The organism is Prosthecodimorpha staleyi (assembly GCF_018729455.1).
In the GTDB taxonomy this organism is placed as follows: Bacteria; Pseudomonadota; Alphaproteobacteria; order Rhizobiales; family Ancalomicrobiaceae; genus Prosthecodimorpha; species Prosthecodimorpha staleyi.
The window spans coordinates 323136-347477 of sequence record NZ_JAHHZF010000007.1; the positions used below are offsets into that span (position 1 = coordinate 323136).

The 24342-nt window shown below is 66.3% G+C and carries 21 protein-coding genes; all 21 read left to right on the forward strand.

From position 1 onward, the window contains the following. The first annotated feature begins 15 nt into the window (after positions 1–15). The 21 genes from KL771_RS16100 (at position 16) to KL771_RS16200 (ending at position 24311) form a co-directional block, all read left to right on the forward strand. Positions 16–2049 carry a sensor histidine kinase gene (locus tag KL771_RS16100; RefSeq protein WP_390866946.1) on the forward strand — a complete coding sequence of 678 codons (2034 nt, stop codon included), beginning with the start codon at positions 16–18 and terminating at the stop codon, positions 2047–2049. 678 nt (positions 2050–2727) lie between these two features. After that, positions 2728–4821 (forward strand): hydantoinase/oxoprolinase family protein, encoded by a 2094-nt coding sequence (locus KL771_RS16105; protein WP_261969559.1) that lies wholly within the window; start codon positions 2728–2730, stop codon positions 4819–4821. Continuing rightward, positions 4818–6398, forward strand: coding sequence for a hydantoinase B/oxoprolinase family protein (locus tag KL771_RS16110; RefSeq protein ID WP_261969560.1), 1581 nt, complete (start codon positions 4818–4820; stop codon positions 6396–6398). The genes KL771_RS16105 and KL771_RS16110 overlap by 4 nt, the downstream gene beginning before the upstream one ends. A 258-nt stretch (positions 6399–6656) precedes the next feature. Next, the gene (locus KL771_RS16115) at positions 6657–7307 is read left to right on the forward strand and encodes a TetR/AcrR family transcriptional regulator (RefSeq protein ID WP_261969561.1); all 651 of its coding nucleotides are present in this window, start codon (positions 6657–6659) and stop codon (positions 7305–7307) included. 542 nt (positions 7308–7849) lie between these two features. Next, the gene (locus tag KL771_RS16120) at positions 7850–8332 is read left to right on the forward strand and encodes a thioesterase family protein (RefSeq protein WP_261969562.1); all 483 of its coding nucleotides are present in this window, start codon (positions 7850–7852) and stop codon (positions 8330–8332) included. Positions 8333–8383: 51 nt separating this feature from the next. Continuing rightward, positions 8384–9067 carry a TetR/AcrR family transcriptional regulator gene (locus KL771_RS16125; protein ID WP_261969563.1) on the forward strand — a complete coding sequence of 228 codons (684 nt, stop codon included), beginning with the start codon at positions 8384–8386 and terminating at the stop codon, positions 9065–9067. A gap of 88 nt (positions 9068–9155) precedes the next feature. After that, positions 9156–9941 (forward strand): enoyl-CoA hydratase, encoded by a 786-nt coding sequence (locus KL771_RS16130; RefSeq protein ID WP_261969564.1) that lies wholly within the window; start codon positions 9156–9158, stop codon positions 9939–9941. A 334-nt stretch (positions 9942–10275) separates the two neighbouring features. Beyond that, positions 10276–11535, forward strand: a complete 1260-nt coding sequence (locus KL771_RS16135; RefSeq protein ID WP_261969565.1) for an ABC transporter substrate-binding protein — start codon at positions 10276–10278, stop codon at positions 11533–11535. Between the two features lie 55 nt (positions 11536–11590). Next, positions 11591–12346: an SDR family NAD(P)-dependent oxidoreductase gene (locus KL771_RS16140; protein ID WP_261969566.1), complete on the forward strand. Its 756-nt coding sequence runs from the start codon at positions 11591–11593 to the stop codon at positions 12344–12346. A gap of 17 nt (positions 12347–12363) precedes the next feature. Beyond that, on the forward strand, positions 12364–13134 hold the full coding sequence (locus KL771_RS16145; protein WP_261969567.1) for an SDR family NAD(P)-dependent oxidoreductase: 771 nt from the start codon (positions 12364–12366) through the stop codon (positions 13132–13134). A gap of 44 nt (positions 13135–13178) precedes the next feature. Beyond that, entirely contained in the window at positions 13179–14444 is a 1266-nt protein-coding gene (locus KL771_RS16150) for an ABC transporter substrate-binding protein (RefSeq protein ID WP_261969568.1), read from the forward strand. Between the two features lie 17 nt (positions 14445–14461). After that, a complete protein-coding gene (locus tag KL771_RS16155) occupies positions 14462–16108 on the forward strand; it encodes an AMP-binding protein (RefSeq protein ID WP_261969569.1) in 1647 nt (548 codons plus the stop codon). After that, positions 16105–16848 (forward strand): SDR family NAD(P)-dependent oxidoreductase, encoded by a 744-nt coding sequence (locus tag KL771_RS16160; RefSeq protein WP_261969570.1) that lies wholly within the window; start codon positions 16105–16107, stop codon positions 16846–16848. Before KL771_RS16155 ends, KL771_RS16160 begins: the two co-directional genes overlap by 4 nt. A 153-nt stretch (positions 16849–17001) precedes the next feature. Continuing rightward, on the forward strand, positions 17002–18204 hold the full coding sequence (locus tag KL771_RS16165) for an acyl-CoA dehydrogenase family protein (RefSeq protein WP_261969571.1): 1203 nt from the start codon (positions 17002–17004) through the stop codon (positions 18202–18204). An 18-nt stretch (positions 18205–18222) separates the two neighbouring features. Next, positions 18223–19353: an acyl-CoA dehydrogenase family protein gene (locus KL771_RS16170; RefSeq protein ID WP_261969572.1), complete on the forward strand. Its 1131-nt coding sequence runs from the start codon at positions 18223–18225 to the stop codon at positions 19351–19353. After that, the gene (locus KL771_RS16175) at positions 19350–20144 is read left to right on the forward strand and encodes an enoyl-CoA hydratase/isomerase family protein (RefSeq protein ID WP_261969573.1); all 795 of its coding nucleotides are present in this window, start codon (positions 19350–19352) and stop codon (positions 20142–20144) included. Before KL771_RS16170 ends, KL771_RS16175 begins: the two co-directional genes overlap by 4 nt. Positions 20145–20146: 2 nt before the next feature. Further along, positions 20147–20974 carry a VOC family protein gene (locus KL771_RS16180; RefSeq protein WP_261969574.1) on the forward strand — a complete coding sequence of 276 codons (828 nt, stop codon included), beginning with the start codon at positions 20147–20149 and terminating at the stop codon, positions 20972–20974. Then, positions 20965–21846 (forward strand): branched-chain amino acid ABC transporter permease, encoded by an 882-nt coding sequence (locus KL771_RS16185; RefSeq protein ID WP_261969575.1) that lies wholly within the window; start codon positions 20965–20967, stop codon positions 21844–21846. The genes KL771_RS16180 and KL771_RS16185 overlap by 10 nt, the downstream gene beginning before the upstream one ends. Continuing rightward, entirely contained in the window at positions 21846–22847 is a 1002-nt protein-coding gene (locus KL771_RS16190) for a branched-chain amino acid ABC transporter permease (protein ID WP_261969576.1), read from the forward strand. The genes KL771_RS16185 and KL771_RS16190 overlap by 1 nt, the downstream gene beginning before the upstream one ends. After that, positions 22844–23620: an ABC transporter ATP-binding protein gene (locus KL771_RS16195; protein WP_261969577.1), complete on the forward strand. Its 777-nt coding sequence runs from the start codon at positions 22844–22846 to the stop codon at positions 23618–23620. Before KL771_RS16190 ends, KL771_RS16195 begins: the two co-directional genes overlap by 4 nt. Continuing rightward, positions 23607–24311: an ABC transporter ATP-binding protein gene (locus tag KL771_RS16200; protein ID WP_054359506.1), complete on the forward strand. Its 705-nt coding sequence runs from the start codon at positions 23607–23609 to the stop codon at positions 24309–24311. The genes KL771_RS16195 and KL771_RS16200 overlap by 14 nt, the downstream gene beginning before the upstream one ends. The last annotated feature ends 31 nt before the right edge of the window (positions 24312–24342 follow it).

A 24342-nucleotide genomic window follows, 5' to 3' on the forward strand; every position in this document is an offset into this window, starting at 1 on the left:
GAGCCCGGGCCGATAGTGGCGGCGCGCCGCGGCCTCTCGGTACGGATCCGGCTGATCGCCATCGCCCTGCTGCCGACGGTCCTGGTGCTGCCGCTCCTGCTCCTGCTCGTGGTCGGATGGTGGGCGTCCGGGTTCGACCGCCTCCTGATCGTCAAGGTCAACGGCGACCTGACCATCGCACGGCAATATCTGGAGCGCCTCAAGGAGCGCAGCGACGAGACCCTGCATGCGCTCGGCGACAGCATCGCCTTCGCGCGCATTCTGGAAGCCGGGGATGGGGCAGCGACGCGCCGGTTCCTGGCCGGGCGGCGGGCGGAACTCGGCTTCGACTTCCTGCATCTGGTCGGGGAGGGTGGCCGGCTCGCCGTCGGCGACGAGGACGAACCGGGCCTGACCCTGCCGCCGCACCGGGTCGTGGCCGGCGCGCTGGCGGGGCGTGCCGGCACCGAGATCGACATCATGGCGGCGGACGAACTGGCGCGGGTTGCGCCGGGCAGCGAGGAGCGGGCACGCATCGATCTGGTCGACACGCCGAATGCGGTCCCGACGGACCGGGTGGCGGAGACCCGCGGGATGGTCATCCTGTCGGCGGTTCCGGTGCGGCTGCCGGGCGGCACGCCGGGTGCCCTGGCCGGCGGGCGGCTTCTCAATCAGAATCTCGACTTCATCGATACGATGAACGATCTCGTCTACAAGGATGCCAGCCTTCCGGAGGGGAGCCGCGGTACGGCCACCCTGTTTCTCGACGACGTGCGCATCTCGACCAATGTCCGGCTGTTCGAAGGGCAGCGCGCGCTCGGCACCCGCGTCTCCGCCGCGGTGCGACGGGCGGTGCTGGACGAAGGCCGCATCTGGCTCGACCGTGCCTTCGTGGTCAACGACTGGTACATCTCCGCCTACGAGCCGATTGCCGACGGAGGCGGCCGGCGGATCGGCATGCTCTATGTCGGCTTTCTCGAAAAGCCGTTTCGCCTGCAGAAGCTCGCCTTCGTGGCGGCCGTCGTCGCGGCCTTCCTGGTCGTCGCCGCCCTGTCGATCCCGGTCTTCCTGCGCTGGGCGCGCGCCATCTTCAGCCCGATCGAGCGGATGGACGCGACCATCGAGCAGGTCGAGGCCGGGGATCTCGGAGCCCGCACGGGGCATGTCGCCAACCGCGACGAGATCGGCCGGCTCGCGCATCACTTCGACGGGCTGCTCGACAGCCTCCAGGCGCGCGACCGCGAGTTGCGCGAATGGGCCGAGGAGCTCGATCGCCGCGTCGACCTGCGCACCCGCGAACTGCGCGCGGCCAATCAACGGCTCGCAGAGACTCAACAGCAGCTTGTCATGTCGGAGAAACTGGCGGCGATCGGCGAGATCACGGCCGGGGTCGCGCACGAGATCAACAATCCGGTCGCGGTGATCCAAGGCAATTTGGACGTCGCCCGGGAAATCCTCGGTGCCGCCGCCGATCCGGTCGGTACGGAGTTCGCGCTGATCGACGAGCAGGTCCACCGGATCGACCTGATCGTCGGCAAGCTCCTGCAATTCGCCCGTCCGGCGGAATTCGCCGAAAGTTCGGGCGCCTACCGGCCGGCCGATGTGATCACCGACAGCCTCTTGCTGGTCCGACACAGTTTCGCGCGGGCGGAGGTCGAAATTCGCCGCCGCGACCTGGCCGCCGGTTGGATCGCCATGAACCGGACCGACCTTCAGCAGGTGCTGATCAACCTGTTCGTCAACGCGATTCATGCCATGCCCGACGGCGGCACCCTGTCGATCGCCACCCAGGATACGACCGGGCGCGACGGACCGGCAGTGTCGATCACGGTGTCAGATACCGGCCTTGGCATCGAACCGGACACGCTGCCGCGCATCTTCGATGCCTTCTTCACCACCAAGGCCCGGCAGGGAACCGGCTTGGGTCTGTCCATCTCCTATTCGCTGGTCAGCCAGGCCGGAGGAACGATCACGGCCACATCGTCGCTCGGCTTCGGTTCGGTCTTCACCGTACAACTGCCGTCCGAGGATCCGGTCCGGTCTGCCTTGGGAGCAATTGCCGATATATAGCAAAGCGGAGGCTTGGCGATGCTGATCAAGCCCAAGATTCCGGGCACCCATCCAGATGAGTATATTGAGGCCTGTTCATCGTTGCAGGCATCACGGGATTGAATCGGGCTGCTTCGACGATTGCGATGTGCAGGACTGCATCATTCAATCCTCGGCATTCGATCCCCGACACAGAATTGGGTGTCGCATTCGAAAGTCGCTGGCCGCGACAGAAACACGATTGCGGCCCGTGCCGCTTCGCGTCGCGAACGCGCCTGCCCGTTCGGATCCGCTGCGGTCACGGCCAATCTGTTCGCGATGCTGCTTCTCGCTGCTCATCGCGTCCGGGCCAATGGAAGATGTGTGCAGACGGGACGGCCATCGATCCCGCCGGGGCGGTTGAAGGCGCCCTGCTGCCACCAGGCTTCGCTTCCCTCGGAACGACGGCGGATGGAGCGGCTCGCCGTCGCTCCCCTTCGGCGGGGGTGCCGGCTCGGGATCGTCGGCCCCGTGGGGACGGCTCCACCCGTTCCAGGAGCCCGACGACCGCCGGAGGCGATGGTCTGCCCGACCCCTGACGCGCGCCAGCCGGGCGCTCGGGGATTGCGTTTCGGCCCGGCGTCGTTGCGCCCCTTTACCGGCCGCGGCCCTTGTGGCTATCTGTAACGATAACGTTATAGTTATAGCGAAGGATGCGACATGGCCGGTCGACTGCGGGTGGCGTCTGATGTCGGAGGAACATTCACCGACAGCATCGCTTATGACGAAAGCACCGGAACCATCACGGTTTCGAAGGTCTCGACGACTCCGAAGAACCGTGCCCGCGGCACCGTCGACGGACTGCGTCGCGCCATTGCGCTGGCCGGCGCGGACGGACGCGATGTGGGCTATGTCGGCCACGGGACGACGACGACCACAAATGCGGTAATCCAGCGCAAGGGCGCGCTCACCGCCTTCGTCACCAATCGCGGCTTTCGCGACCTCCTTCTGATCGGCCGCCAGAACCGACCGACACTGTTCGATCTCTCCGTGGTGCGTCCCGCCCAACTCGTGCCGCAGGAGCTGTGCTTCACCGTGGGCGGCCGCCTCGGCCCCGGCGGGGTCGAGATCGATCCCCTCGACGAGGAGGATGTCCGCGCCGTCGCCAAGGACCTGGCGGCCCGGAATGTCGAAGCGGTCGCGATCCTGTTCCTGCATTCCTATGCCAATCCGGCGCACGAAAGACGCACCCAAGCGCTTCTGGAGGCGCTTCTGCCCGGCGTGCCGGTCTGCATATCGACCGAGGTCAATGGCGAATTCCGGGAGTATGAGCGGGCCAGCACCACGGTCCTGAATGCCTATCTGCGCCCCGTGATGCACGACTATCTCGCCTCGCTCGGCACGCTCCTGGCCGATGCCGAGGACGGCCTCGGTCTGGCCGGCGACCGCCCGGTCATGGTGATGGATGCGGCCGGCGGTCTGATGAGCGTCGAAAGCGCCCGGCTGAAGCCGGTCCATACCGTTCTCTCCGGCCCGGCCGGAGGTGTGGTGGCGAGCGCCCATGTCGCTGGCCTCGCCGGTATCGACGACATCGTCACGATGGATATCGGCGGCACCAGCACGGATATCAGCCTGATCCGGAAGGGCCGACCGGAGATCACCCGCACGAATACGCTCGAGACCGTGCCGATCCGCCTGCCCGTCATCGACATCAACGCGATCGGGGCGGGCGGCGGTTCGATCGCCTGGATCGATGAGGGCGGCGCCCTCCGGGTGGGACCGATGAGCGCGGAAGCCGTCCCGGGTCCGGTCTGCTACGGTCGCGGCGGCGACCGTCCGACCGTGACCGACGCCAATCTGGTGCTTGGTCGCTTCGACGGCGAGTCCCGCCTGGGCGGCGATCTCGGTCTCGACGTGGCGGCTGCCCGCACCGCCATCGCTCGCACCATCGCCGAGCCGCTCGGCCTCGACCTCGTCGCGGCGGCGGCCGGCATCCTGCGCGTCGCCCATGCCAACATCGTGCGCGGCATTCGCGTCGTCTCGGTGGAACGGGGCTACGATCCTCGCGACTTCACGCTGGTGCCGTTCGGCGGGGCCGGTCCCATGCACGGCAGCCCGGTTGCGCGCGAGCTGAGAATGCCGCGCGTCATGGTGCCGCCGACGCCCGGCATTCTCTGCGCCCTCGGACAATTGATCTCCGACCTGCACCACACCTTTGCCGAAACCCGTATCGCCCGGTGGCGTGCGGACGGGGTTTCCGATGCCCTGCCGGCGATCCGCGCCCAGGTCGATCGCGCGGTGCATCATCTGGATGCCGACGGCGTTCCGGCGCACCGGCGCCGGATCGAGGTCAAGATCGATGTCCGCTATGTGGGCCAGAGCTACGACCTGCCCATTCCGGTCGACATCGAGACAGCGGATTTCTGGACGGGCCTGCCCGAACGGTTTCATGCGGCGCACCGCGCCCGCTTCGGCCACGCCGACCCGTCGGCACCGATCGAGATCGTCGGCTTCGTGGTGACCGGCATCGGCCGGATCGACAAGCCGGTCCTGCCGACGCTGGCGGCTGGCACCGGGACACCGGCGGAAGCGGCCATCAAGGGGATGAGGGCCATTCATTTCGAGCCCTTCGACCCGACCGCGCCGGTCACGCTGCACGAGGCCGTGGTCTATCACCGCGACGGGCTGAAGGCCGGCGACGTGATCCGGGGACCTGCCGTGATCGAGGAAATATCAGCCACCACGGTCGTCTATCCCGGCGATACCCTCACCGTGCACCCATCCGGCAGTCTTATCGTGGAGGTCGCCCAATGACCGACTTCGACCCGATCCGCCTGGAAGTTCTCAAGAACGCGCTGGAAGCGACCGCCCAGGAAATGGGAGTGGTGCTGAAGCTCACGTCCTTCTCCCCCAACATCAAGGAGCGCATGGACGCCTCCTGCGCCATCTTCGATGCGCGGGCGCAACTGGTCGCCCAGGCCGAGCATGTGCCGGTCCATTTGGGCTCCATGCTGAAGGCGGTGGGGCCGACCCTGGCGCTGATCGAGCCGCTCCAGGACGGCGACGTGGTGATCGTCAACGATCCCTATCTGGCCGGCGCCCATCTGCCCGACATCACCCTGATCGCCCCCGTCTTCGTCGCGGGCCGCGCAGTCGCCTATGTGGCGAGCCGGGCGCATCATTCCGACGTGGGCGGCATGGAGCCGGGCTCGATGCCCGGCCGCTCGACCGAAATCTACCAGGAAGGCCTGATCATCCCACCGGTGCTCCTGTATCGGCGGAGCGTCGAACAGCGCGATATCATGGCGATGGTCCTCGCCAACGTGCGGACACCCGAGGAGCGTAGGGGCGATATCAATGCGCAGTTGGCGGCCTTGCGCATCGGCATAAGGCGGGTCGAAGAAATGGCCGACCGCTTCGGTGCCGACGGGCTCGAGGCCGGCATGAACGCCATCCTGGACTATACCGAGCGGCGCATGCTGAAGCGGCTCGCGGAGTTCCCGACCGGAAGCTGGTCGGCGGAGGATTGTCTGGACGACGACGGAGCCGATCCCGATCCGGTCCCGATCCGGCTGAAAGTCGAGCTTCGGCCCGATCGCATGATCTTCGATTTCGACGGCTCGGCCCCGCTCCGGCGCGGCAACATCAACGCCGTGCAGGCGATGGTGCATTCCGCCGTCTTCTATTCGATCAAGATTCTGATGGACCCGACCTTGCCGCCCAATGCCGGGGTGATGCGGCCGGTGGAGATCCGCGTGCCCGAGGGCTCCTTCCTGGACGCGCGCCGCCCGGCTGCCGTCTGTGCCGCCAACACCGAGACGACGCAGCGACTTGCCGACACGGTACTGAAGGTCTTCGCCCAGTTCGCGCCCGACCGGATCGCGGCCGCCAGCCAGGGCACTATGAACCTCATCGGCATCGGCGGACGCGACCCGCGCAACGGCAAGCCCTACACCTATATCGAGACGATCGGCGGCGGCCAGGGCGGGCGGCCGATGGGGCCGGGCATGAGCGGTGTCCATGCCAACATGTCCAACACCCTCAACACGCCCATCGAGGCCTTGGAGATTAGCTATCCATTCCGGGTCGAGCGCTACGAACTGCGCGAAGGATCCGCCGGTCCGGGCCGCCATCCCGGCGGCGAAGGCATTGTGCGCGCCTTGCGCATCCTCGACCACGAGGCGCGCGTCTCGCTGCAGACCGACCGGCGCATCTTCGCCCCCTACGGCCTTCATGGCGGGAGCGACGGGTCGACCGGCCTCAACTGGATGGAGGACGCGGCCGGAAACCGGCGTGCTCTGCCCGGCAAAGGGTCGCTGACGCTGAAGCCCGGCGAGGTGGTGGCGGTCGAGACGCCGGGCGGCGGCGGCTGGGGCGCGAAGGAAAGCTGAAGGGGGCGGTCCGTCCGGCCGGCCGACGACTTCAGAAGGCCGATCGGGCCTGTCGGCGGTCAAAATCTGACATTCGCATCCTGCAAATGTCAGATTGAATGGGCCGTGCAGAAAAAGAGCTTGTGGTTCGGATTCGCGAGACGGATGGGTAGCATCCATCTCGATCGAACCACTGGCGCCCGTTCGGTGTGGATGAGGACATCCGGCCGGACCGTTTCCGCCCAAGATCGCGCGACGATCGTCTCGAACGGAGAACCGGTGACCGCGTCAGAGAAGCGTACGGCGAGTTACGAGGAGCGGACCGGCCGGACCCGCGAGGCGATCCTGGCTGCGGCGGAGGCTGAATTCGTCGCCAACGGTCTTGCCGGCGCCACCATGGAGAACATCGCCAAGGCGGCGGGCGTCAACAAGGCGCTGGTCTACCGGCATTTCGAGCGCAAGGAACTGCTCTTCCGCCAGGTTCTTGTCCAGGCCTACCGGCGCCTGCGCCGCCTGGAGGCGGAGTTTTGCTTCCCCGACGATCCCGTTGCGGCCTTGGACGAAATGTGCGGCTTCACGCTGCGCTACTACTTGAACAATCCGGATTTCCTGGTGCTGGTCGGGATCGAGAACCTGCATCGCGGCGAGAACCTGCGGGCCGTCTCGCGCGAGGAACTCGGCGTCGCCACGTTGATCGAGATCGTCACCAATCTTCTGGAGCGCGGCGAAAAGGCCGGCGTGTTCCGTGCCGGCCTCGATCCGGTCGATGTCTGGCATTCACTCTCCAGCCTCTGCTGGTTCAGCGTCGCCGGCGCCTATACGGTTGCCATCACCTTCGGCCGCGACATTCATCGGCCCGAGGAAGCCGAGGCACGGCTTGCCGTGATCCGCGACGTGATGCGCCGTTATGTCATGCGGGCCGACATCTGACGGCGGCCGCCGAGGCAAGCCTGCCGCCATGCAATCGGCTTCGGCCCGACCTCGGACGGCGACCGGTTCCGTCTGGCCGGACACCGCTCCGGCGGACCGTCCCGATGTCGGAGGGTATCCCGAATCGCCCCGACACGGCGAGCCCCGCGGCGTCCGCGCGCTCCTGCTCGCCGGCACGGCGCGGCTCGCCCAGACACATTCCGCCCGAACCTCACCCTCGAATCCGGAGGCCGAAGCGGACGGCGGGGCGCCGTCGTCGTCCGCGGGCCGTCGATGCAACATCCCGCTTATCGAAAATGAATTCAGAATCTAATTTATTGACCGGCGCCATTTGGCGGTCTACCGAATTCTCGGTTCGGCAGGGGAGCGCGCTGAGCCCGGGCCCGCGAGGGACAAGAAGGTCCGACGGAGACTCGGTTGGTTTTCAGGCCGGCCGGGCCGTCCGCGCGATCCTGCCCTTCCTATCCCGGCCCCGGCCCGCGCATTCCCTTCGGCAGCCCCTTGCGAAAGACACGGAGTCGGTCGTGCACATAGAGACTGGGATGCCGCGCTCCTATTTGACTGTCGGACCGGATTGGATCGACGGCAACGATCACATGAACGCGTGCTACTATCTTCTGGCCGTTAAGAATGCAGCGCTCGAAGCCCATGATCTGTGGGACTATGGCGTAGCCTTTCGCGAGCGGACCGGGGAATCAAACTTCGTTCTCGAGTCCCATATCCGCCACTTCCGCGAGTTGAAGCTTGGCACTCGGCTCCTGGTGACGACGCGCGTGGCCGATCTGGATGACAAGCGACTGCATCTCGCCTTCGAAATCCACGATGCCGATCGAGATTTCCTCGCGGCCATTGCCGAATTCGTGACCATCCACGTGCGCATGGCGCCGCCCTCGGCCAAACCGATGCCCGATGACCTTCGCGCCCGACTGGCCGCCGTGAAGGCCGTGCATGATGGCATTCCGCTACCGCCGCAAGCCGGCGGATGTCACGCTTTGAACATTCACAGGAGGCCGGCTCGGCAATAGCATGGGCTGCTTTCACCAGTGGATTGGCCCGAAACGGTTGGAAATCGTCCTATGACTCTCGATAGTGCACCGGTCCGCGAGCCGCGTCCCCGAAAAGCAAAGTCGCCCGCGAAACCCGCGCTGAAGAAATCCGAAGCCACGCGCCAGCGCATCCTGGATGCGGCCGCTTTTGTCTTTCGCCGAAAAGGTTACGCTCATGCAAGACTGAGCGATATCGCCCGCAAGTCGCGTACGCAGACAAGCAGCATCTATTATTATTTCGACTCGCGCGAAGCCATTGTCTTTGAAGTCTTGCGCATCGCCAACGAAAAGACGGCGCTCTACGTAACCAATGCCATGGCCGAACTTCCCAGCGGGGCCTCGGCACGCGACCGAATCAGCGCTGCGATTCACGGTCATTTCAGAATTGTCCTCTCGGACAACGATTATACGTCCGCCCACATGAAAATTTTCGACCAGTTGCCCGACAAGGTGCAGCGTCATTTCCTGGAAGTGCTCGATCGCAACGCCGGCTTGTGGCGCGAACTTTTCGAGGCGGCCCGGTCCGAAGGCGTGATCGGGGCCGATGTCGATCTGTCCGTTCTGCGGCTTCTTCTGCTCGGCATGATGAATTGGTCGATCGAATGGTTCAAACCCGGCCGCATGTCGGTCGACCAGATTGCCGATCAGGCGGTCCGGATGCTTTTTGACGGCGTCGGTCCGCGACCGGCGACGGAGCTCGCGGACCGGGCGTGAACTCGAAAAAGAATTCAATTTCGAAAATTGACCTGCTGCCTCTTGGCGCCTTATCGTTCCCGGCCATCGCGCAGGAGGGGACGACACCATGACCGACTTCATTCGGACAGAGCGCCATGATGCCGTTCTGCGCATCGTTCTGAACCGGCCGGAGGCACGCAACGCCCAGAATCGTGAGATGCTGGCGGCCCTCGACGCCGCCTTTGCGGCGGCCGCGGACGATGACGCGGTCCGGGTGGTCATTCTGGCCGGGGCCGGCGCGCATTTCTCGGCCGGCCACGATCTGAAGCAGGCTCAGGCCGAGCGGGCTGATTTCACCGTCGAGCAACGGTGGGATTTCGAATCCCGATACTATTACGATTACTGCCTGCGCATCTTCGACCATCCCAAGCCGGTCATTGCGGAAATCCGCGGCGCCTGTATCGCCGCCGGCTTCATGGTCGCCAATATGTGCGACCTGATCGTCGCCAGCGAAACCGCCTTCTTCGCCGATCCGGTTTGCCATTCGCTCGGCGCGGCCGCCGTGGAGGTGCTGGTGCATCCCTGGGTGCTGGGCTCGCGCAAGGCACGCGAATTTCTCTATACCGGCTCGCGCCTGACCGCGCATGCCGCCGAGGCCGCCGGCATGGTCAATCTGGTGGTGCCCGACACCGAATTGGAGACGCGGACGTTGGATTTCGCCGCGCGGATCGCTGCCGCCCCGCCATTCGCGCTGCGCCTGGTCAAACGCTCCATCAACCGGACGCTCGACGCCCAGGGCTTCCGCACCGCGCTGGCCGCGCATTTCGACACCCACCAACTGTCCCATGTCGGCGAGGCGTTTCGGGCCGCCCGCGAGTCCGGCCTCGCCGGGTCGATCCGCCGGGATGCCTGAATGGCCCGCGCCACCCGCGTCGCGCAAAGCTGGGTTGCCGGGCCGCCAGCGCCCCGGTCCTGCCGCTGGAGAGATGGCCAGGCCATCCCCGGAACCGCTTGTCACTGAAAGCATTCCCGCCAAGGGCGGTCACCCGTGCGCGCCGTTCGCGGCGCCGAAATCGGGGGTATCCAGCCGGACGGCCGGCACAAATTATATTTCGAAATCGAATTCAAAAAAATTGACAGCCCGGCCATGCTGTGATGGAGTTTCGGTCGAGGGCGTCGGCTCAAGAACGGCCCCTTGAGGAAACCACCCCCGCGGTGCCGATGAGCGCCCGACATGAGGGTCGACCATGTCCGCAACCATTTCCCGCCGCGGCCTTCTGGCCGGTGCCGCCGGTCTCGGTGCCGCCGCGCTCGGCGCGCCCGGCCGCGTTCTCGCTCAAGGCAGCGGCCCGATCCGCATCGGCGTCCTTCTGCCGTTGACCGGGTCTCAGGCCACCTACGCGCCGGATTGCCAGCTCTCCGCCCAGATCGCCGCCGATCAGATCAATGCGGCGGGCGGGCTTCTCGGCCGCAAGCTCGAGATCGTCTTCCGGGACGACAAGGCGAACCCGAACGCCGCCATCGCCGCCGCCAAGGAATTGATGGGCGAAGGCATCAATCTCTTCGTCGGCGGCCTCAACACCCCGTCGGCCCTGGCGATTGCCGGCATCATGCCGGACTCCAAGTCGGTGCTGATCACCATCGGCTCGGTGGCGGATTCGCTGACGCACGAATCCTTCAACCGGAATTTCTTCCGCATCACCGACAGCGCCTATACGCGCGCCCAGGCCCAGGCCCGGCTGGCGGCGGAACAATATCCCGATCTGACCCAATGGGGCGGGATGCTGCCGGACGTCGAGTTCGGTCACGCCTTGTGGCGCTCCTATTCGGCCGGGCTGAAGACCTTCTATCCGGCGCTTGCCAAGAAGCCGCCGCAGATTTCCGAGCCGGTGCTGTTCAAGTTCGGGGCGATCGACTTCAAGAACCAGATTTCGGCCGTCATGCGCCAGCCGGTCGAGGGCATCTATCAGTCCCTGACCGGCGAAGATTTCCTGACCATGATCACGCAGGCGCGGCCGCTCGGCTTCACCCGCAAGATCAAGGTGTTCATGGATCTGAGCGGCGAACTGGTCTTCGCTCGGGTGCTGAAGCAGAACCTGCCCGACAATTTCTGGTCCGGCACCCACTGGTACTATGACGCCTATATGGACGTGAAGGCGAGCCGCGACCTCTACGAAGAGTATGTGAAACGGACCGGCGACAAGATGCCGAGCGGCTATGTCGGCCCTGCCCACATGGCGTTGAACGCCTTCGCCAACGCCATCAAGGCGGCCGGGCAGACCGGCACCGATGCTGTGATCGGCGCGCTCGAATCGATCGAGTTCGAAAGCGCGAAGGGTCGGATCAAGTTCCGCAAGGAAGACCATCAGGTCGTGGCCGACGTGAACGTGATCAAACTCGGTCCGAAGGACGGCGAACCGGGCTGGCAGGTTTCGGCCCACGCCAAGGTGCCGGGTGCGGATCTGCTCGGGCGCCCGACGCCCGGCAAGGCCCTCGTGATCGAATGATCGCGGATCGGGGCGGCAGGCGCGGCCGCCGCACCGCAACCGGAGTGGAAGCGCTATGGCCTTGAAGGGTTTGTCGGGACGCGTCGCCCTTGTGACGGGCGGCGCCGGAGCGCTCGGCGTCGCGGTGGTGGATCGGCTCCTGGCGGAGGGGTGCCGGGTGGTGGCGGTCGATCGCGACGCGGCCGCGCTTGCCGATCTCCTGGCCGGCCGCGATGGCGGAAACCTGCACACCATCGCGGCCGATCTCGCCGAGGAGGCGGAGGTCGCGGACTGTGTCGCGGGGGCCGTTTCGCGCTTCGGCCGGGTCGATCTGTTGGCCAACGCGGTCGGCATTCTGGGCCGGTCCGGCCGCATCGTCGATCTCGACGTTGCGGATTTCGATGCCGTCTATCGCGTCAATGTCCGCGCCGTGTTCCTGGTCATGAAACATGTCCTGCGGCGGATGATCGAGCAGGGCGAGGGCGGTTCCCTGGTCAATTTCGCCTCGGTCGCCGCCCTGAAAGGACGGGCCGATCGGTCGCTCTACGGGGCTTCGAAACGTGCGGTCGTGGCCCTGACCGCATCGGCCGCGGCCGAATATGGCGAGCTTGGCATTCGGGTCAATGCGGTCGCTCCCGGGGCGATCGAAAGCCCCATGTTCCACACTCTGGCCGGGACGGCGGGCGCCGGTCCATGGGGCGCGTCCGGCCGGCCGATCGCCAGAACGGGACGGCCGGACGAGGTCGCGGCCCTCGTCGCCTTCCTGCTCAGCGACGAGGCGTCCTACTGCACCGGCGCAGTCCACACCGTCGACGGCGGGTTGCTGGGTTGAAGGGAGACGACACGGGCATGATCGCACCGGCGGCAACGCATACGGATCTGAGCGGCCGGCTGGCCGTGGTGACGGGGGCTGCCAACGGCATCGGCCGGGCCTCCGCCCTTCATCTGGCCCGCAACGGGGCCGACCTGGTTCTGATCGACATCCAGGAGGCGGCGCTGGCCGAGGTCGCCGACGCCATTCTGGGTTTCGGACGCAAGGCCCATCCGATGACGGTCGACTGCCTGCAGCGACCGGCCATCCAGGAGGCCTTCGCCCAGATCGATCGCGATCTCGGAGCGGTCGACATCCTGCTCAACAATGTCGGGCAGAGCGCGCGCGAGCGGGCTTCGGAATTCTGGTGCTCCGAGCCGGAGACCTGGGATTTCATCCTGCAGCTCAACCTCGCCGCGACGATGACCTGCTGCCGGGCCGTGGTTCCGGGCATGCGCGAACGCGGACGCGGCAAGATCGTCTCCATCGCGTCGGAAGCGGCCTATATGGGCTCGCTCGGTGTCGCCGACTATGCCGCCGCCAAGGCGGGGGTCATCGGCCTGACCCGGGCGCTCGCCCGCGAACTGGCGCCGTTTCACGTCAACGTCAACGCCATCTGCCCCGGACCGATCCGAACCGCCGCGGCCGACCGGTTGCCGATCTGGGAGCAGTATCTGAAAGAAACGCCCATGGCCTTTGCGGGTGAACCGCAGGACATCGCCAATGCGGTGGTTTTCTTTGCCAGCGATCAAAGTCGCTACATCACCGGCCAATCCCTGATCGTCAATGGCGGCCGTTGGTGGAGCTGAACGGAATACAGAAGCAGACAACGACGTATCTGGGAGGAGTTTCGATGCAGGGTCTCAATCGCCGGCAGTTGCTGTCGGGCATATCGGGCCTCGCCGTGGCGGGCGTTGCGGGCGCACCCTTCATGCCGGTTTGGGCGCAAGGCGCGCCGATCCGGCTCGGCTTCGTCGGGCCGTTGAGCGGCGCGCAGGAAATTCTCGGCGCGCCGATGCTGCTCGGCGCCCAGATCGCGGCCGAGCAGATCAACGCGGCCGGCGGCGTTCTGGGCCGGCGCCTTGAAATCGTGGCCCGCGACGACAAGGCGGCGGGGCCGGAAGCCGTGAAACAGGCGCAGGGTCTGGTCGGCGAAGGCGTGACGCTGATGTTCGGCGCCATCCAGACCGCCGTGGCCCTGGCCATCATGCCCATGCTGCAGCAAAGCAACGCCTCGCTGATTTCCTGCGCGGCCATTGCGGACAGCCTCACCCACGAAGCGTTCGTTCCGCATTACTTCCGCATCAGCGACAATTCCTACATGCGCTACCGGGCGCTCGCCCATGTGATGGCGCAGAAATATCCGACCGTCACCAAATGGACCGGCATCTTCCCGGATGCGGCCTATGGGCATCAGTCCTGGGACGGCTTCGTCGATGGTCTGAAGCAATATTATCCGGAGATCGCGAAGACGAAAGTCGAGATCGCAGAACCGGTCCTGACCAAGTTCGGCGCCACCGACTTCAAGACGCAGCTGACCAGCCTTGCCCGAACCCCCTCGGAGGGTCTGTTCAACAATACCAACGGGGCGGATGCGGTCACGCTGCTGTCTCAGTATGCTGGCATGGGCCTCGACCGGAAGTTCAAGGTGATCGCCGACGGGGCCAACGAGTTCAACGTTCCCAAGGCGCTCGGCAAGCGGATGGTGCCGAATTTCTGGACCGCCATGCACTGGTACTTCGGCGGCTACCAGGACAGCCCGCTTGGCCGCCAGCTCTATGAGGCCTATGTGTCCAAGACGGGGGACAAGTTCCCGCTCGGCTATGTCGAGCAGGGCCACGCTGCGGTCATCGCCTACGCCAAGGGAATCGAGAAGGCCGGCGGAGCCGATGCGTCCGCGGTGGTGAAGGCGCTGGAAGGCCTGTCGTTCGACACCGCCAAGGGCCGCCGCACCTTCCGGGCCGAGGATCATCAGGCGGTCCTGGACGTGAACTTCGTCAAGTTTGATCTGGACGGCTCGGATGCCGGATGGAAGGTCGGCGATTTCGTCCGGGTCGCGGGAGCGGATGTGATCGAAGCGCCGACGCCGGGCAAGGCCGTCGAGTTCAAGTTCAAGTAAGGCGGAGACTGCAGGCGATGCGTCAGGACGTAAGCGGTTGGTCGGTCCGGTGGGATTCCGAAAGGGCGTCCCAGCTCAAGGCGGAGGGCGCCTGGGCCGACAAGACCATCGCCGACTATGCCGAGGCGATGATGGCGAGCGATCCGGACAGGGTCCTCGTCATCGAGCGGGAGCGCACCTTCACGGTGCGCATGCTTTACACGGAGGCGCAGCGCCTCGCCCGCGCCCTGATCCAGCGCGGCTATCGGCCCGGTGATACGGTCTCGTTCCAGTTGCCCAACTGGTACGAGACGGTGGTGATCAGCCTTGCGGCCGCCATGGCCGGGCTGGTCGTGCATCCGCTGGTGCCGATCTACCGGGACCTCGAAGTCGGCTTCATGCTCGGCGATTCGCGCAGCCGGCTCATCTTCATTCCGGGCTCGTTTCGCAATTTCGACTACAAGGACATGATGCGCCGCCTGGGATCGCGCCTGCCGCGGCCGGTCGACGTGGTGGTCCTGCGCGACGACGAAGACGAATTCATCGGCTATGAAGGCTTGCTGGCCGAGGCCGATCCGGCCACGCCGCTGCCGGGCGCCGATCCGGATGCGGTGAAGATCATCATGTACACGTCCGGCACCACCGGACGCGCCAAGGGCGTCCTGCACAGCCACAATTCCCTGCAGGCCGAGAACCGGATGCGGCTGACGCATCTTTCTTTGACCCCGCGCGACGTGATGTTCAATCCCTCGCCCGTGACCCATGTCACCGGCGCGCTCTACTCGCTCTGTCTGCCTTTCACGGTCGGCGTCACCACGGTCATGCTCGACATTTGGGACATCCCGCTGGCGCTCGACATGATGCGCCGGCGCCAGGTAAACGGCATCGTGGCGGCGACGATCTTTCTGCAAGGGCTGGTGGATGAGGCCAAGCGGCAAGGCGAGAGCCTGCCGCATCTGCGCTTCTTCCTGTGCGGCGGCGCGCAGGTGCCGCCCGACCTCGTCCGCGAAGCGGCGCAGGTCTTCCCCAACTGCATTCCTTCGCGCATCTACGGGTCGACCGAGGTCCCCTGCATCACCGCCGGGGTCAACAGCCGCAGTATGATCGAACAGGGCGCGACAACCGACGGCGAGATATGGCTGGCCGAGGCGCGCATCGTCGATCCGCAATCGGGTGCGCCGGTCGAGGCCGGACAGGAAGGGGAAATCATCGCGCGCGCGCCGCAGATGTTCCTCGGCTATGCGCGCACCGAGGACAACGCCGATGCCTTCGACCCGGACGGCTTCTTCAAGATGGGCGATCTCGGCCGCATCTCCGAGGGTCGCTTCGTTACGGTGACGGGCCGCAAGAAGGACCTGATCATTCGCGCCGGCGAGAATATCAGCCCCAAGGAAATCGAAGACATCCTGTTCAATCATCCGGCCATCGAGGACATCGCCATCGTGGCCATGCCGAACGAGCGGACCGGCGAGGCTGCCTGCGCCTTCGTGATCCCCCGCGAGGGGCAGCGGGTCGATCTGCAGACCCTGAAAAGCTACCTGGTCGAAGCCGGCACGGCGATGCAGAAGATCCCGGAGAGGATCGAGATCGTCACGGAATTTCCACGCACCAGCGTCGGCAAGGTGCGCAAGGATGTCCTCAGGACGATCATCCGCGACAAGCTCCAGGCGGAGACGGCACGATGAGCGGGCGTCTCGCCGGGCGGCGCATCCTGATCACCGGCGCCGCCTCGGGAATCGGACGGGCGACCGCCGAACTGTTCGCCGCCGAGGGCGCGGCCCTTGCGCTGATCGACCGGGACGCGCCACCCGCGCTGGAGACGGTCGCGACGGCCGTCGAACCCGTGCTCCTCGGCGCCGACGTCTCGGACGAGAACTCTGTTCAGGTCGCCGTGGCGGCGGCCGCAGCGGCGCTGGGTGGGCTGGACGGGATCGTCAATGCCGCCGGCATCTTTCCGGTCGCCAAGCTCGAGGACACCACGCTCGAGCTCTGGAACCGGACGCTGGCGGTCAACCTCACCGGACCGTTTCTGGTGATCCGGGCGGCCTTGCCGCATCTGAAGGCGGCCCGTTCGGCGACCATCGTCAATGTGAGTTCCGGCTCGGCCATCGTGCCCTATCCGGATCTGGGCGCCTATGGGGCGAGCAAGGGCGGATTGGCCGTGGCCTCCAAGGTCTGGGCCGCGGAACTGGGCCCCACGATCCGGGTGAATGTGGTGGCGCCCGGCATGACGCGCACCCGGATGGTGACCGACTGGCACCCGGAGCCGGACCGGCTCGCGGACCGCGCCAAGGCGCTCTACGCCCTGCAGCGCATCGCGGAACCGGCGGAGATCGCCGCAGCCATTCTGTTCCTGACCGGCGACGAATCCAGCGTGGTGACCGGCGCCACCTTGGTTGCCGATGGGGGCCGCACCTTCCACTGACGCCTCGCGCCAGAGCGCCGGAGGCGGCGGCGCGTGCATAAAATCGAAATCGAATTAAAATTCGAAAACTGTTGACGGACCGATCCTGTCGCCATACCGTCGGCGACAAGCGAGGGATGCGCGGTCCGCTCCTCCAAATCGTGGGAACGCAAGATGGAGTTCGAGTTCACGGATCAGGACAAGGCCTTCCGCGCGGAGGTGCAGGCCTTTCTGCGCGATGCCGTGCCGGCCGACATCGCGCGCCGCACCCGCAGCCTCGTCCACACGCCGAAGGACGATCTGGTGCGCTGGAACCGCATCCTGTTCGAAAAGGGCTGGGTCGCCCCGCACTGGCCCAAGGCCTTCGGCGGCACCGGCTGGACGCCGATGCAGATCTATATTTTCGAGGAAGAATGCGCGGCGGCGGACGCCCCGTTTCTCAGCTATTTCGGCCTGCGTCTGATCGGACCCCTGCTTTACACCTTCGGCTCGGAGGCCCACCGCGCCGAGCATATTCCGGGCATCCTGTCGGGCGACGTGTTCTGGTGTCAGGGGTTCTCGGAACCGTCATCCGGGTCCGATCTCGCCTCGCTCAAGACCCGCGCGGTCCGCGACGGCGACAGCTGGGTGATCACCGGCCAGAAGCTCTGGACCACCGAGGCTCACTTCGCCGACAAGATGTTCTGCCTCGCCCGCACCGACCCGGATCTGCGGCCGCAGAAGGGCGGTCTGTCGATCCTTTTCCTCGACATGAACCAGCCCGGCGTGACCGTCCGCCCCATCGTGACCATCGATGGCGGCCACAGCGTCAACGAGGTTTTCCTGGACGAGGTCCGGGTGCCGGCCAGCGATGTACTCGGCCGCGTCGGCCAGGGCTGGGACCAGGCGAAGTTCCTGCTCGGCCACGAGCGGGTCACAAACGCTCAGGTGCCCCGCTCCAAGCGTGAACTGGCCCTGCTGCGCACCATCGCCCTGAAGGAAACCCGCGGCGGCATTGCTTTGGCCGAAATGCGGACCGTCCGCGAGCGGATCGCGGAAATCGAGATCGATCTGGCCGCATTGGAATGGTCGGTGCTGCGCGAACTCTTCGCGACCCCCGGCGGCGCGAAGAGCCAGGGCACGGCCTCGGCCCTCAAGATCGTCGGCAGCGAAATTCAGCAACGCATCGCGGATCTCACCGCGGATCTGCTCGGCGCGAAAGCCATGGCGGCCATCGCCGCCGCCTCCGATCGGCCCAACGAACGACCCGGCGATGCCGCCGACCATGCGGTCGGCGTGGTGGAGCGGCAGTTGTTCTTCCGGGCAACCACAATCTACGCCGGCACCAACGAGATTCAGCGCGAGATCATCGCGCGCGAACTCTTTGCCGGCCGCTGAAGGAAAGGTGGGAGGTCCGTGAACTTTGCACTGACCGAAGAGCAGGCCCTGCTGCGCGACAGCATCGGGCGCTATCTGGCGGAGACGCAGGATTTCGAAGCGGCGCGCCGGATCATGCGCATGCCGAACGGCTTCTCGCGATCGCTTTGGCAGGGCCTCGCGGAACTGGGCCTGCCGGGACTTCTCGTTGCCGAGGCCGACGGCGGGCTGGGGGGCAGCCTGACCGACGCTGCGCTCGCCGCCGAGGAACTCGGGCGCCATCTCGCCGCCATTCCCTTCGCCACCTCCGCCGTGCTGGCCGCCCGGCTGCTGTCCGCGGCGCCGTCTGGCTCCGCGGCGCGCAGCCTGCTTGCCCGGATCGCCACCGGCGAAAGGATCGCCGCCGTGGCGCTCGACGAACCCGGCGGCGTCACCGGTCTTCCGCCCGTCGCCACGCGCGCGGTGCGGGTCTCCGGCGGGTACCGGCTGTCGGGGCGCAAGATCGTGGTCATCGACGGCGCCATCGCGGACGATTTGCTCGTCTCCGCCGATCTCGACGGCACCACCGCCCTGTTCCATGTCACCGCGGATGGCTCCGGAAGCGCGCTCAATCGATATGCGACCGTCGACGGTCGCAGCGCGGCGGATCTCGCCATCGATGGCGCCGTTCTGTCGGAGGATGCGCTGGTTTTGGGAATCGGGGCGGCGGTCGCCCTGGACGACGGTCTCGATGCGGCCCGTCTGATGCTCGCCGCCGAGGCGCTGGGTCTGATGGAACGGGCCCTTGAGCTGACGATCGAGCAGCTCAAGACGCGGATGCAGTTCGGCCGGCGCTTGTCGGACTTCCAGGTCCTGACCCATCGGGTTTCCGAAATGGTGGTTCGGCGGGAAAGTGCCCGCTCGATCCTCTACCGCGGTCTCTCCCTGGCGAATGCGGACCCGCTGGACCGCGGACGGGCGATTTCGGCCACCATGGTTCGGGTGCTGCAGAGCGCCGAATTCATCGGCAGTCAGGCCATCCAGCTCCATGGCGGCATGGGCATGAGCGACGAAGGCATGGTCGGCCACATCTACAAGCGGCTGCGGGTGATCGGCAAAACCCACGGCGACCTGATCTGGCACATGGATCGGTTCATCGCAAACACAGCCGACGGGAGGGCGGTGGCATGACGCAGACGACCTATCAATCGGTGACGATCGAGGTTGCGAACCGGATCGCGACGGTCACGCTGAACCGGCCCGAAGTCCTCAACGCGGTCGGGGCGGTGATGCATGCAGAGCTGCGCCATGTATTTCGCGATCTGGCCGAGCGGGAAGATTGCGACGTCGTGGTGCTGACCGGCGCCGGACGGGCCTTTTGTGCCGGGGGCGACCTCGCCTGGCTCCAATCGATGATTGACGAACCCGATCGCTTCCTCGCCATTCTGGAGGAGGCGAAGGGGATCGTCTTCTCCATGCTGGAACTGCCCAAGCCGATGATCTGCCGCATGAACGGCGATGCGATCGGCCTCGGCGCGACCTTGGCGCTGTGTTGCGACATGGTGGTGGCGTCCGAGACGGCCCGGTTCGGCGATACCCATGTCAGGGCCGGCCTCGTGGCCGGTGACGGCGCCGCCGTGATCCTCCCCTATGTGGTCGGCTACATGCGGGCGAAGGAAATGCTGCTGACCGGCGCGCTGATTTCGGCGCAGGAAGGCCGCGAGATGGGGCTGATCAACCACGTGGTTCCGGCCGCGGAGCTCGATGCCAAGGTGGCTCTGCTCGCCGGCCGCCTGGTCGGCGGTGCGACACGCGCCATTCGCTACACCAAGATCGCCCTGAACAGGAAGCTCCGCGCCTATGCGCAAGAGCAGATGGACATGCTCATGGCCTATGAGGCGCTGAGCAGCCGGTCGTCCGACCATGCCGAGGCGATCGACGCCATCCGGTCCGGCCGCAAGCCCGTCTTCAGCGGGCGATGACCATGATGCCACCCGTTCGTCTGCGGCAAATCTGCATGGTCGTCGAGACGCTGGAGCCGGTTCTCGACCGCCTGATCGAGGTCTTCGGTCTGACCGTCTGCCATGGCAAGGGCGATCTCTCCCACTACGGCGTGCCCTATCACGAGCCGCCGGCCTATCAGGCCGCCTTCTTCAAGCAGCATGGCGTGACCGGCGCGCTGCTCCCCATCGGCGACGACTTTCTGGAACTGATCGCGCCCCTGCGTGCCGATACGCCGGCCGCGCGCTACCTCGCCCGTCGCGGGGAGGGCGGCTACATGGTCATCACCGAGACCGACGATACAGGGACGTTTCAGGCGCGGGCGACCCGCGAAGGCCTGCGCCTGGCCGGTATGGCCGATTACCCGACCTACCATGAGGTCCAGATGGATCCCCGCGATATCGGCGGTGCCATCCTGTCCTTTTCGATGCAGCGCGAGGGCCGCCCCTTCGACGGCGGCTGGTTTCCGGCCGGGGCGGATTGGCAGGCACGCCGGGCGCCGGGTTGGGAGGCGATCGCCACCGCGACCCTGACGGTCGCCGACACTGACCGGACCGCAGCCCGCTGGTCGTCGCTGATCGGCGCGCCGGTCGAACCGGATACCGGTCACGGCGCCGCCATCCGGCTCGACAAGGGGCTGATCCGGTTCAGGCCCGGGCACGGGGCGGGCGGGCGGCTGACCGCCATCGGCCTTGCCGGACCCGCCTTCGGGGCCGCCTATGATCGGGCGAAACCGAACGAGCGCGTCGAGAATGGCCGCGCGATCCGGATTGCCGGCCTGACTTTCGAGGAGGCATCCTCATGGCGCTGACCGACATCCTGTTCGCTCTCATCAACGGAGCGGCGACCGGATCGGCCGTCTTCCTGGTCGCAGCCGGGCTGACGCTGATCTTCGGCATCCTGAAGATCCTGAATTTCGCCCATGGCGCCTTCTTCATGATCGGCGCCTATGTGGCCTACACCATCATCGGCAGCAATCCGGGCTCGCTCCATGTCTTCATCGCAGCGGCCTTCGCTGCGGCGGCGGCCGTGGCGGCGCTCGGCTTCGTGGCCGACCGGCTGGTCCTGCGGCGGCTGCGCCATGTCGACGAAGCCTATATGCTCATCGCGACCTTTGCGGTGCTGCTGGTCTGCACGGGCGTGGTGAAACTGATCTGGGGCGTGAACTACGCCTCCATCAACCCGCCGCCCCTGCTCGATGGGGCGGTGACGGCCGGGTCACTGTTCGTTCCGAGCTATTCGCTGTTCGTGATCGCTGCGGGGCTGTTCGTCTTTCTCGGCCTCGAACTGGTCATCCATCGGACCTGGATCGGCAAGCTGCTGCAGGCGGTCGCGTCCGACAGCTGGATGTCGGGCGTGCTGGGCATCAATGTCCCGGCCGCCCTGACCATCACGGTGATCGCCAGTTTCGCGCTGGCCGGACTGGCCGGCGGGCTTCTCCTCGCCAACCAGACGCTGTCCCCGATCCTGGGCGAAAGCTACCTGCTGCTGGCGTTCATGGCCGTCATCATCGGCGGACTTGGCAATGTCCGCGGTGCCTTCATCGCCTCGCTGCTGCTCGGCACGATCGAGAGCGGCAGTTCCCTGGTGATTCCGAACATGCCCGGCATGGCCACCTATGTCTTCGTCATCCTGTTCCTGCTCGCCAAGCCGCAAGGCCTGATCGGAGGGAGGCACATATGATGGCTCTTCGACTTGGCGGCATCCTGTTCGGCGCGGCCCTGTTCCTGGCCCTCCCGACCGTGACCGATCAGGGTATCGTGTTCCTCGCCGGGCTGGTGGTGATCGAGGCCATCTTCGCCCTGTCCTGGAACCTTCTCTTCGGTTTCACCGGACTGGCCAGCTTCGGCCATGCCGCCTTCTTCGCCATCGGCGCCTATCTGACCGGCTACGGCCTGAAGGCCGGGCTCGGCGTGCCGTTTCTCGGGCTGATCGCCGCCTCGGGCCTGTTGGGTGCGCTCGTGGCGGCTCTGACCGGGCTGGTGCTCCTGCGCCGGACGACCGGCATCCATCTCGCCATCTTCACCCTGGCCCTGGCCGAGGTGCTGCGCATCGTGATCGGCTACAGCACCCTGCTCGGTCGCGAGGACGGCCTGGCGTCCATCCCCAAGCCGACGCTCGAACTCGGCTTCGCGACCATTCCGCTGACCAGCGGCACCGCATACTACTACTTCATGTGCGTCGCCGGCCTCGTTATCGGCGCCGTGCTGTGGGTGGTCTGTCACGGTCCCTATGGGCGGCTTCTCGTCAGCATCCGGCAGGATCCCCAGCGCGTGGCCTTCCTGGGCGTGAATGTCGGACGCAAGCGCCTGCAGGCCTTCATCCTGTCCGGCGCCGTCGCCGCCGTCGCGGGCGCGCTCTATGCGCCCTGGGCGCAGATCGTGACCCCGGAATCGGCGCATTGGATCCATTCGACCCAGCCGATGCTGGCATCCCTGCTTGGCGGCGCCCATTCGTTCTGGGGGCCGGTGGTCGGAACGGTGCTGTTCTCGATCATCAACTACCTGACCCGCAACCTGGTCGGTCTTTCCGAACTGGTCATCGGCGCCACCCTGCTGATCATCGTGCTGGCAGCCCCGAGCGGGGTCATCGGCCTCGTCAGGACCGCGCAGCAACGCTGGTCCCGGCGTCGGAAGCGCGGCGCCGGCCCGGACGGCGACGAAGGGGGGAGCTTGCGGTCATGACGGCCATTCTCAGCGTCGAGGGCGTGGACAAGAGCTACGGCACCCATCACATCCTCAAATCCGTATCCCTGACCGTCGCGGATGGCGAAACCTTCGCGGTGATCGGCCCGAACGGTGCCGGCAAGACCACCCTGTTCAAGGTCATGACCGGCGAGATCGGCTTCGAGCGCGGCCGCATCGTCTATGACGGACGGGACGTGAGCCGGGCCCCCGCCCACGAGCGGGCGCGGCTCGGCATGGGCCGGACCTTCCAGGTCGCGCGGATTTTTCCCGACGTGACCGTCGCCGACAATCTCACGGTGGCCGTCGAGGCACGCCGGCGCAGCCACGGCGAGAGCGCCCCGGCCTGGTACCGTGTGGCGACCCGCGCCGACATTCGGGCGGAAGTGGAGGCGCGGCTTCTCGATGTCGGCCTGGCCGACAAGGCGGCCGTGGAGGCGAAATTCCTCTCCCACGGCGACAAGAAGCGTCTCGAATTCGGCATCGCCCTGGCGGGCCGGCCGCGCATCCTCATGCTCGACGAACCCACCGCCGGCATGTCGCCGACGGATCGCATCGCGACCGCCGACCTGATCGCCCGATTGCGGGCCGAGACTGGCATGACCGTGGTGATGACCGAACACGACATGGACGTGATCTTCGGCCTCGCCGATCGGATCCTGGTGATGAACTACGGCGAGATCATCGCGGTCGGATCGATCGAAGAGGTGCGTGCAAATCCGTTGGTGCGTGAAGTCTATCTGGGGCAGGAAATCTACCATGCTGAGCGTTGACCGGATCGACGCCTTCTACGGCGACAGCCAGATCCTGCATGGCGTGAGCCTGACGGTCGGCGAGAAGGAACGCGTCGCGGTCGTCGGCCGCAATGGGGCGGGCAAATCCACCCTGTTCAAGAGCATCCTGAATGCCGGCCCGCGCGTAAGGGGCCGCATCGCCTGGGAAGGCAAGGATCTGGGCGCGATGCCGACCTTCCGGCGCGCCCGGCTCGGCCTCTCCCTGGTGCCCGAGGATCGACGCATCTTCGACCACGTCACGGTGCTCGAAAACATTGCCATGGCCCGGTACGCCGCGCGGCCCGGCGTCGAACTGGAAGCCCCGGAAGCCGTCCTGGCGCGGTTTCCCATGCTGGTGCCTCTGAAGGACCGGATGGGCGGGCGCCTATCGGGCGGCCAGCAGCAGATGGTCGCGGTTGCGCGCGCCATCGCCGGCCGGCCCCGGCTCATGCTGCTCGACGAACCGACAGAAGGCCTGGCCCCGGTCATCGTCGAGCAACTGGCGCGCGACGTGAATACGGTCTGTCGGGAAACCGGTTCGGGCCTTCTCCTCAGCGAACAGAATCTCTGGTTCGCCCGCCAGTGTACCGACCGGCTGTTCCTGATCGATACCGGCCGTATCGTCTTCGACGGCCTTTGGCAGGACCTCGACGACAATCCGGACCTCAAACGCCGGTATCTTGCGCTTTAATTACCGTCCTGTCCGGTTCGAAGCGATCCGT

Coding starts and splice junctions, on each gene's coding strand:
- KL771_RS16155 (WP_261969569.1), top strand. CDS start 14,462: ATGCGTCAGGACGTAAGCGGTTGGTCGGTCCGGTGGGATTCCGAAAGG.
- KL771_RS16105 (WP_261969559.1), top strand. CDS start 2,728: ATGGCCGGTCGACTGCGGGTGGCGTCTGATGTCGGAGGAACATTCACC.
- KL771_RS16175 (WP_261969573.1), top strand. CDS start 19,350: ATGACGCAGACGACCTATCAATCGGTGACGATCGAGGTTGCGAACCGG.
- KL771_RS16140 (WP_261969566.1), top strand. CDS start 11,591: ATGGCCTTGAAGGGTTTGTCGGGACGCGTCGCCCTTGTGACGGGCGGC.
- KL771_RS16190 (WP_261969576.1), top strand. CDS start 21,846: ATGGCTCTTCGACTTGGCGGCATCCTGTTCGGCGCGGCCCTGTTCCTG.
- KL771_RS16120 (WP_261969562.1), top strand. CDS start 7,850: ATGCCGCGCTCCTATTTGACTGTCGGACCGGATTGGATCGACGGCAAC.
- KL771_RS16125 (WP_261969563.1), top strand. CDS start 8,384: ATGACTCTCGATAGTGCACCGGTCCGCGAGCCGCGTCCCCGAAAAGCA.
- KL771_RS16160 (WP_261969570.1), top strand. CDS start 16,105: ATGAGCGGGCGTCTCGCCGGGCGGCGCATCCTGATCACCGGCGCCGCC.
- KL771_RS16185 (WP_261969575.1), top strand. CDS start 20,965: ATGGCGCTGACCGACATCCTGTTCGCTCTCATCAACGGAGCGGCGACC.
- KL771_RS16145 (WP_261969567.1), top strand. CDS start 12,364: ATGATCGCACCGGCGGCAACGCATACGGATCTGAGCGGCCGGCTGGCC.
- KL771_RS16150 (WP_261969568.1), top strand. CDS start 13,179: ATGCAGGGTCTCAATCGCCGGCAGTTGCTGTCGGGCATATCGGGCCTC.
- KL771_RS16200 (WP_054359506.1), top strand. CDS start 23,607: ATGCTGAGCGTTGACCGGATCGACGCCTTCTACGGCGACAGCCAGATC.
- KL771_RS16130 (WP_261969564.1), top strand. CDS start 9,156: ATGACCGACTTCATTCGGACAGAGCGCCATGATGCCGTTCTGCGCATC.
- KL771_RS16110 (WP_261969560.1), top strand. CDS start 4,818: ATGACCGACTTCGACCCGATCCGCCTGGAAGTTCTCAAGAACGCGCTG.
- KL771_RS16180 (WP_261969574.1), top strand. CDS start 20,147: ATGATGCCACCCGTTCGTCTGCGGCAAATCTGCATGGTCGTCGAGACG.
- KL771_RS16165 (WP_261969571.1), top strand. CDS start 17,002: ATGGAGTTCGAGTTCACGGATCAGGACAAGGCCTTCCGCGCGGAGGTG.
- KL771_RS16195 (WP_261969577.1), top strand. CDS start 22,844: ATGACGGCCATTCTCAGCGTCGAGGGCGTGGACAAGAGCTACGGCACC.
- KL771_RS16135 (WP_261969565.1), top strand. CDS start 10,276: ATGTCCGCAACCATTTCCCGCCGCGGCCTTCTGGCCGGTGCCGCCGGT.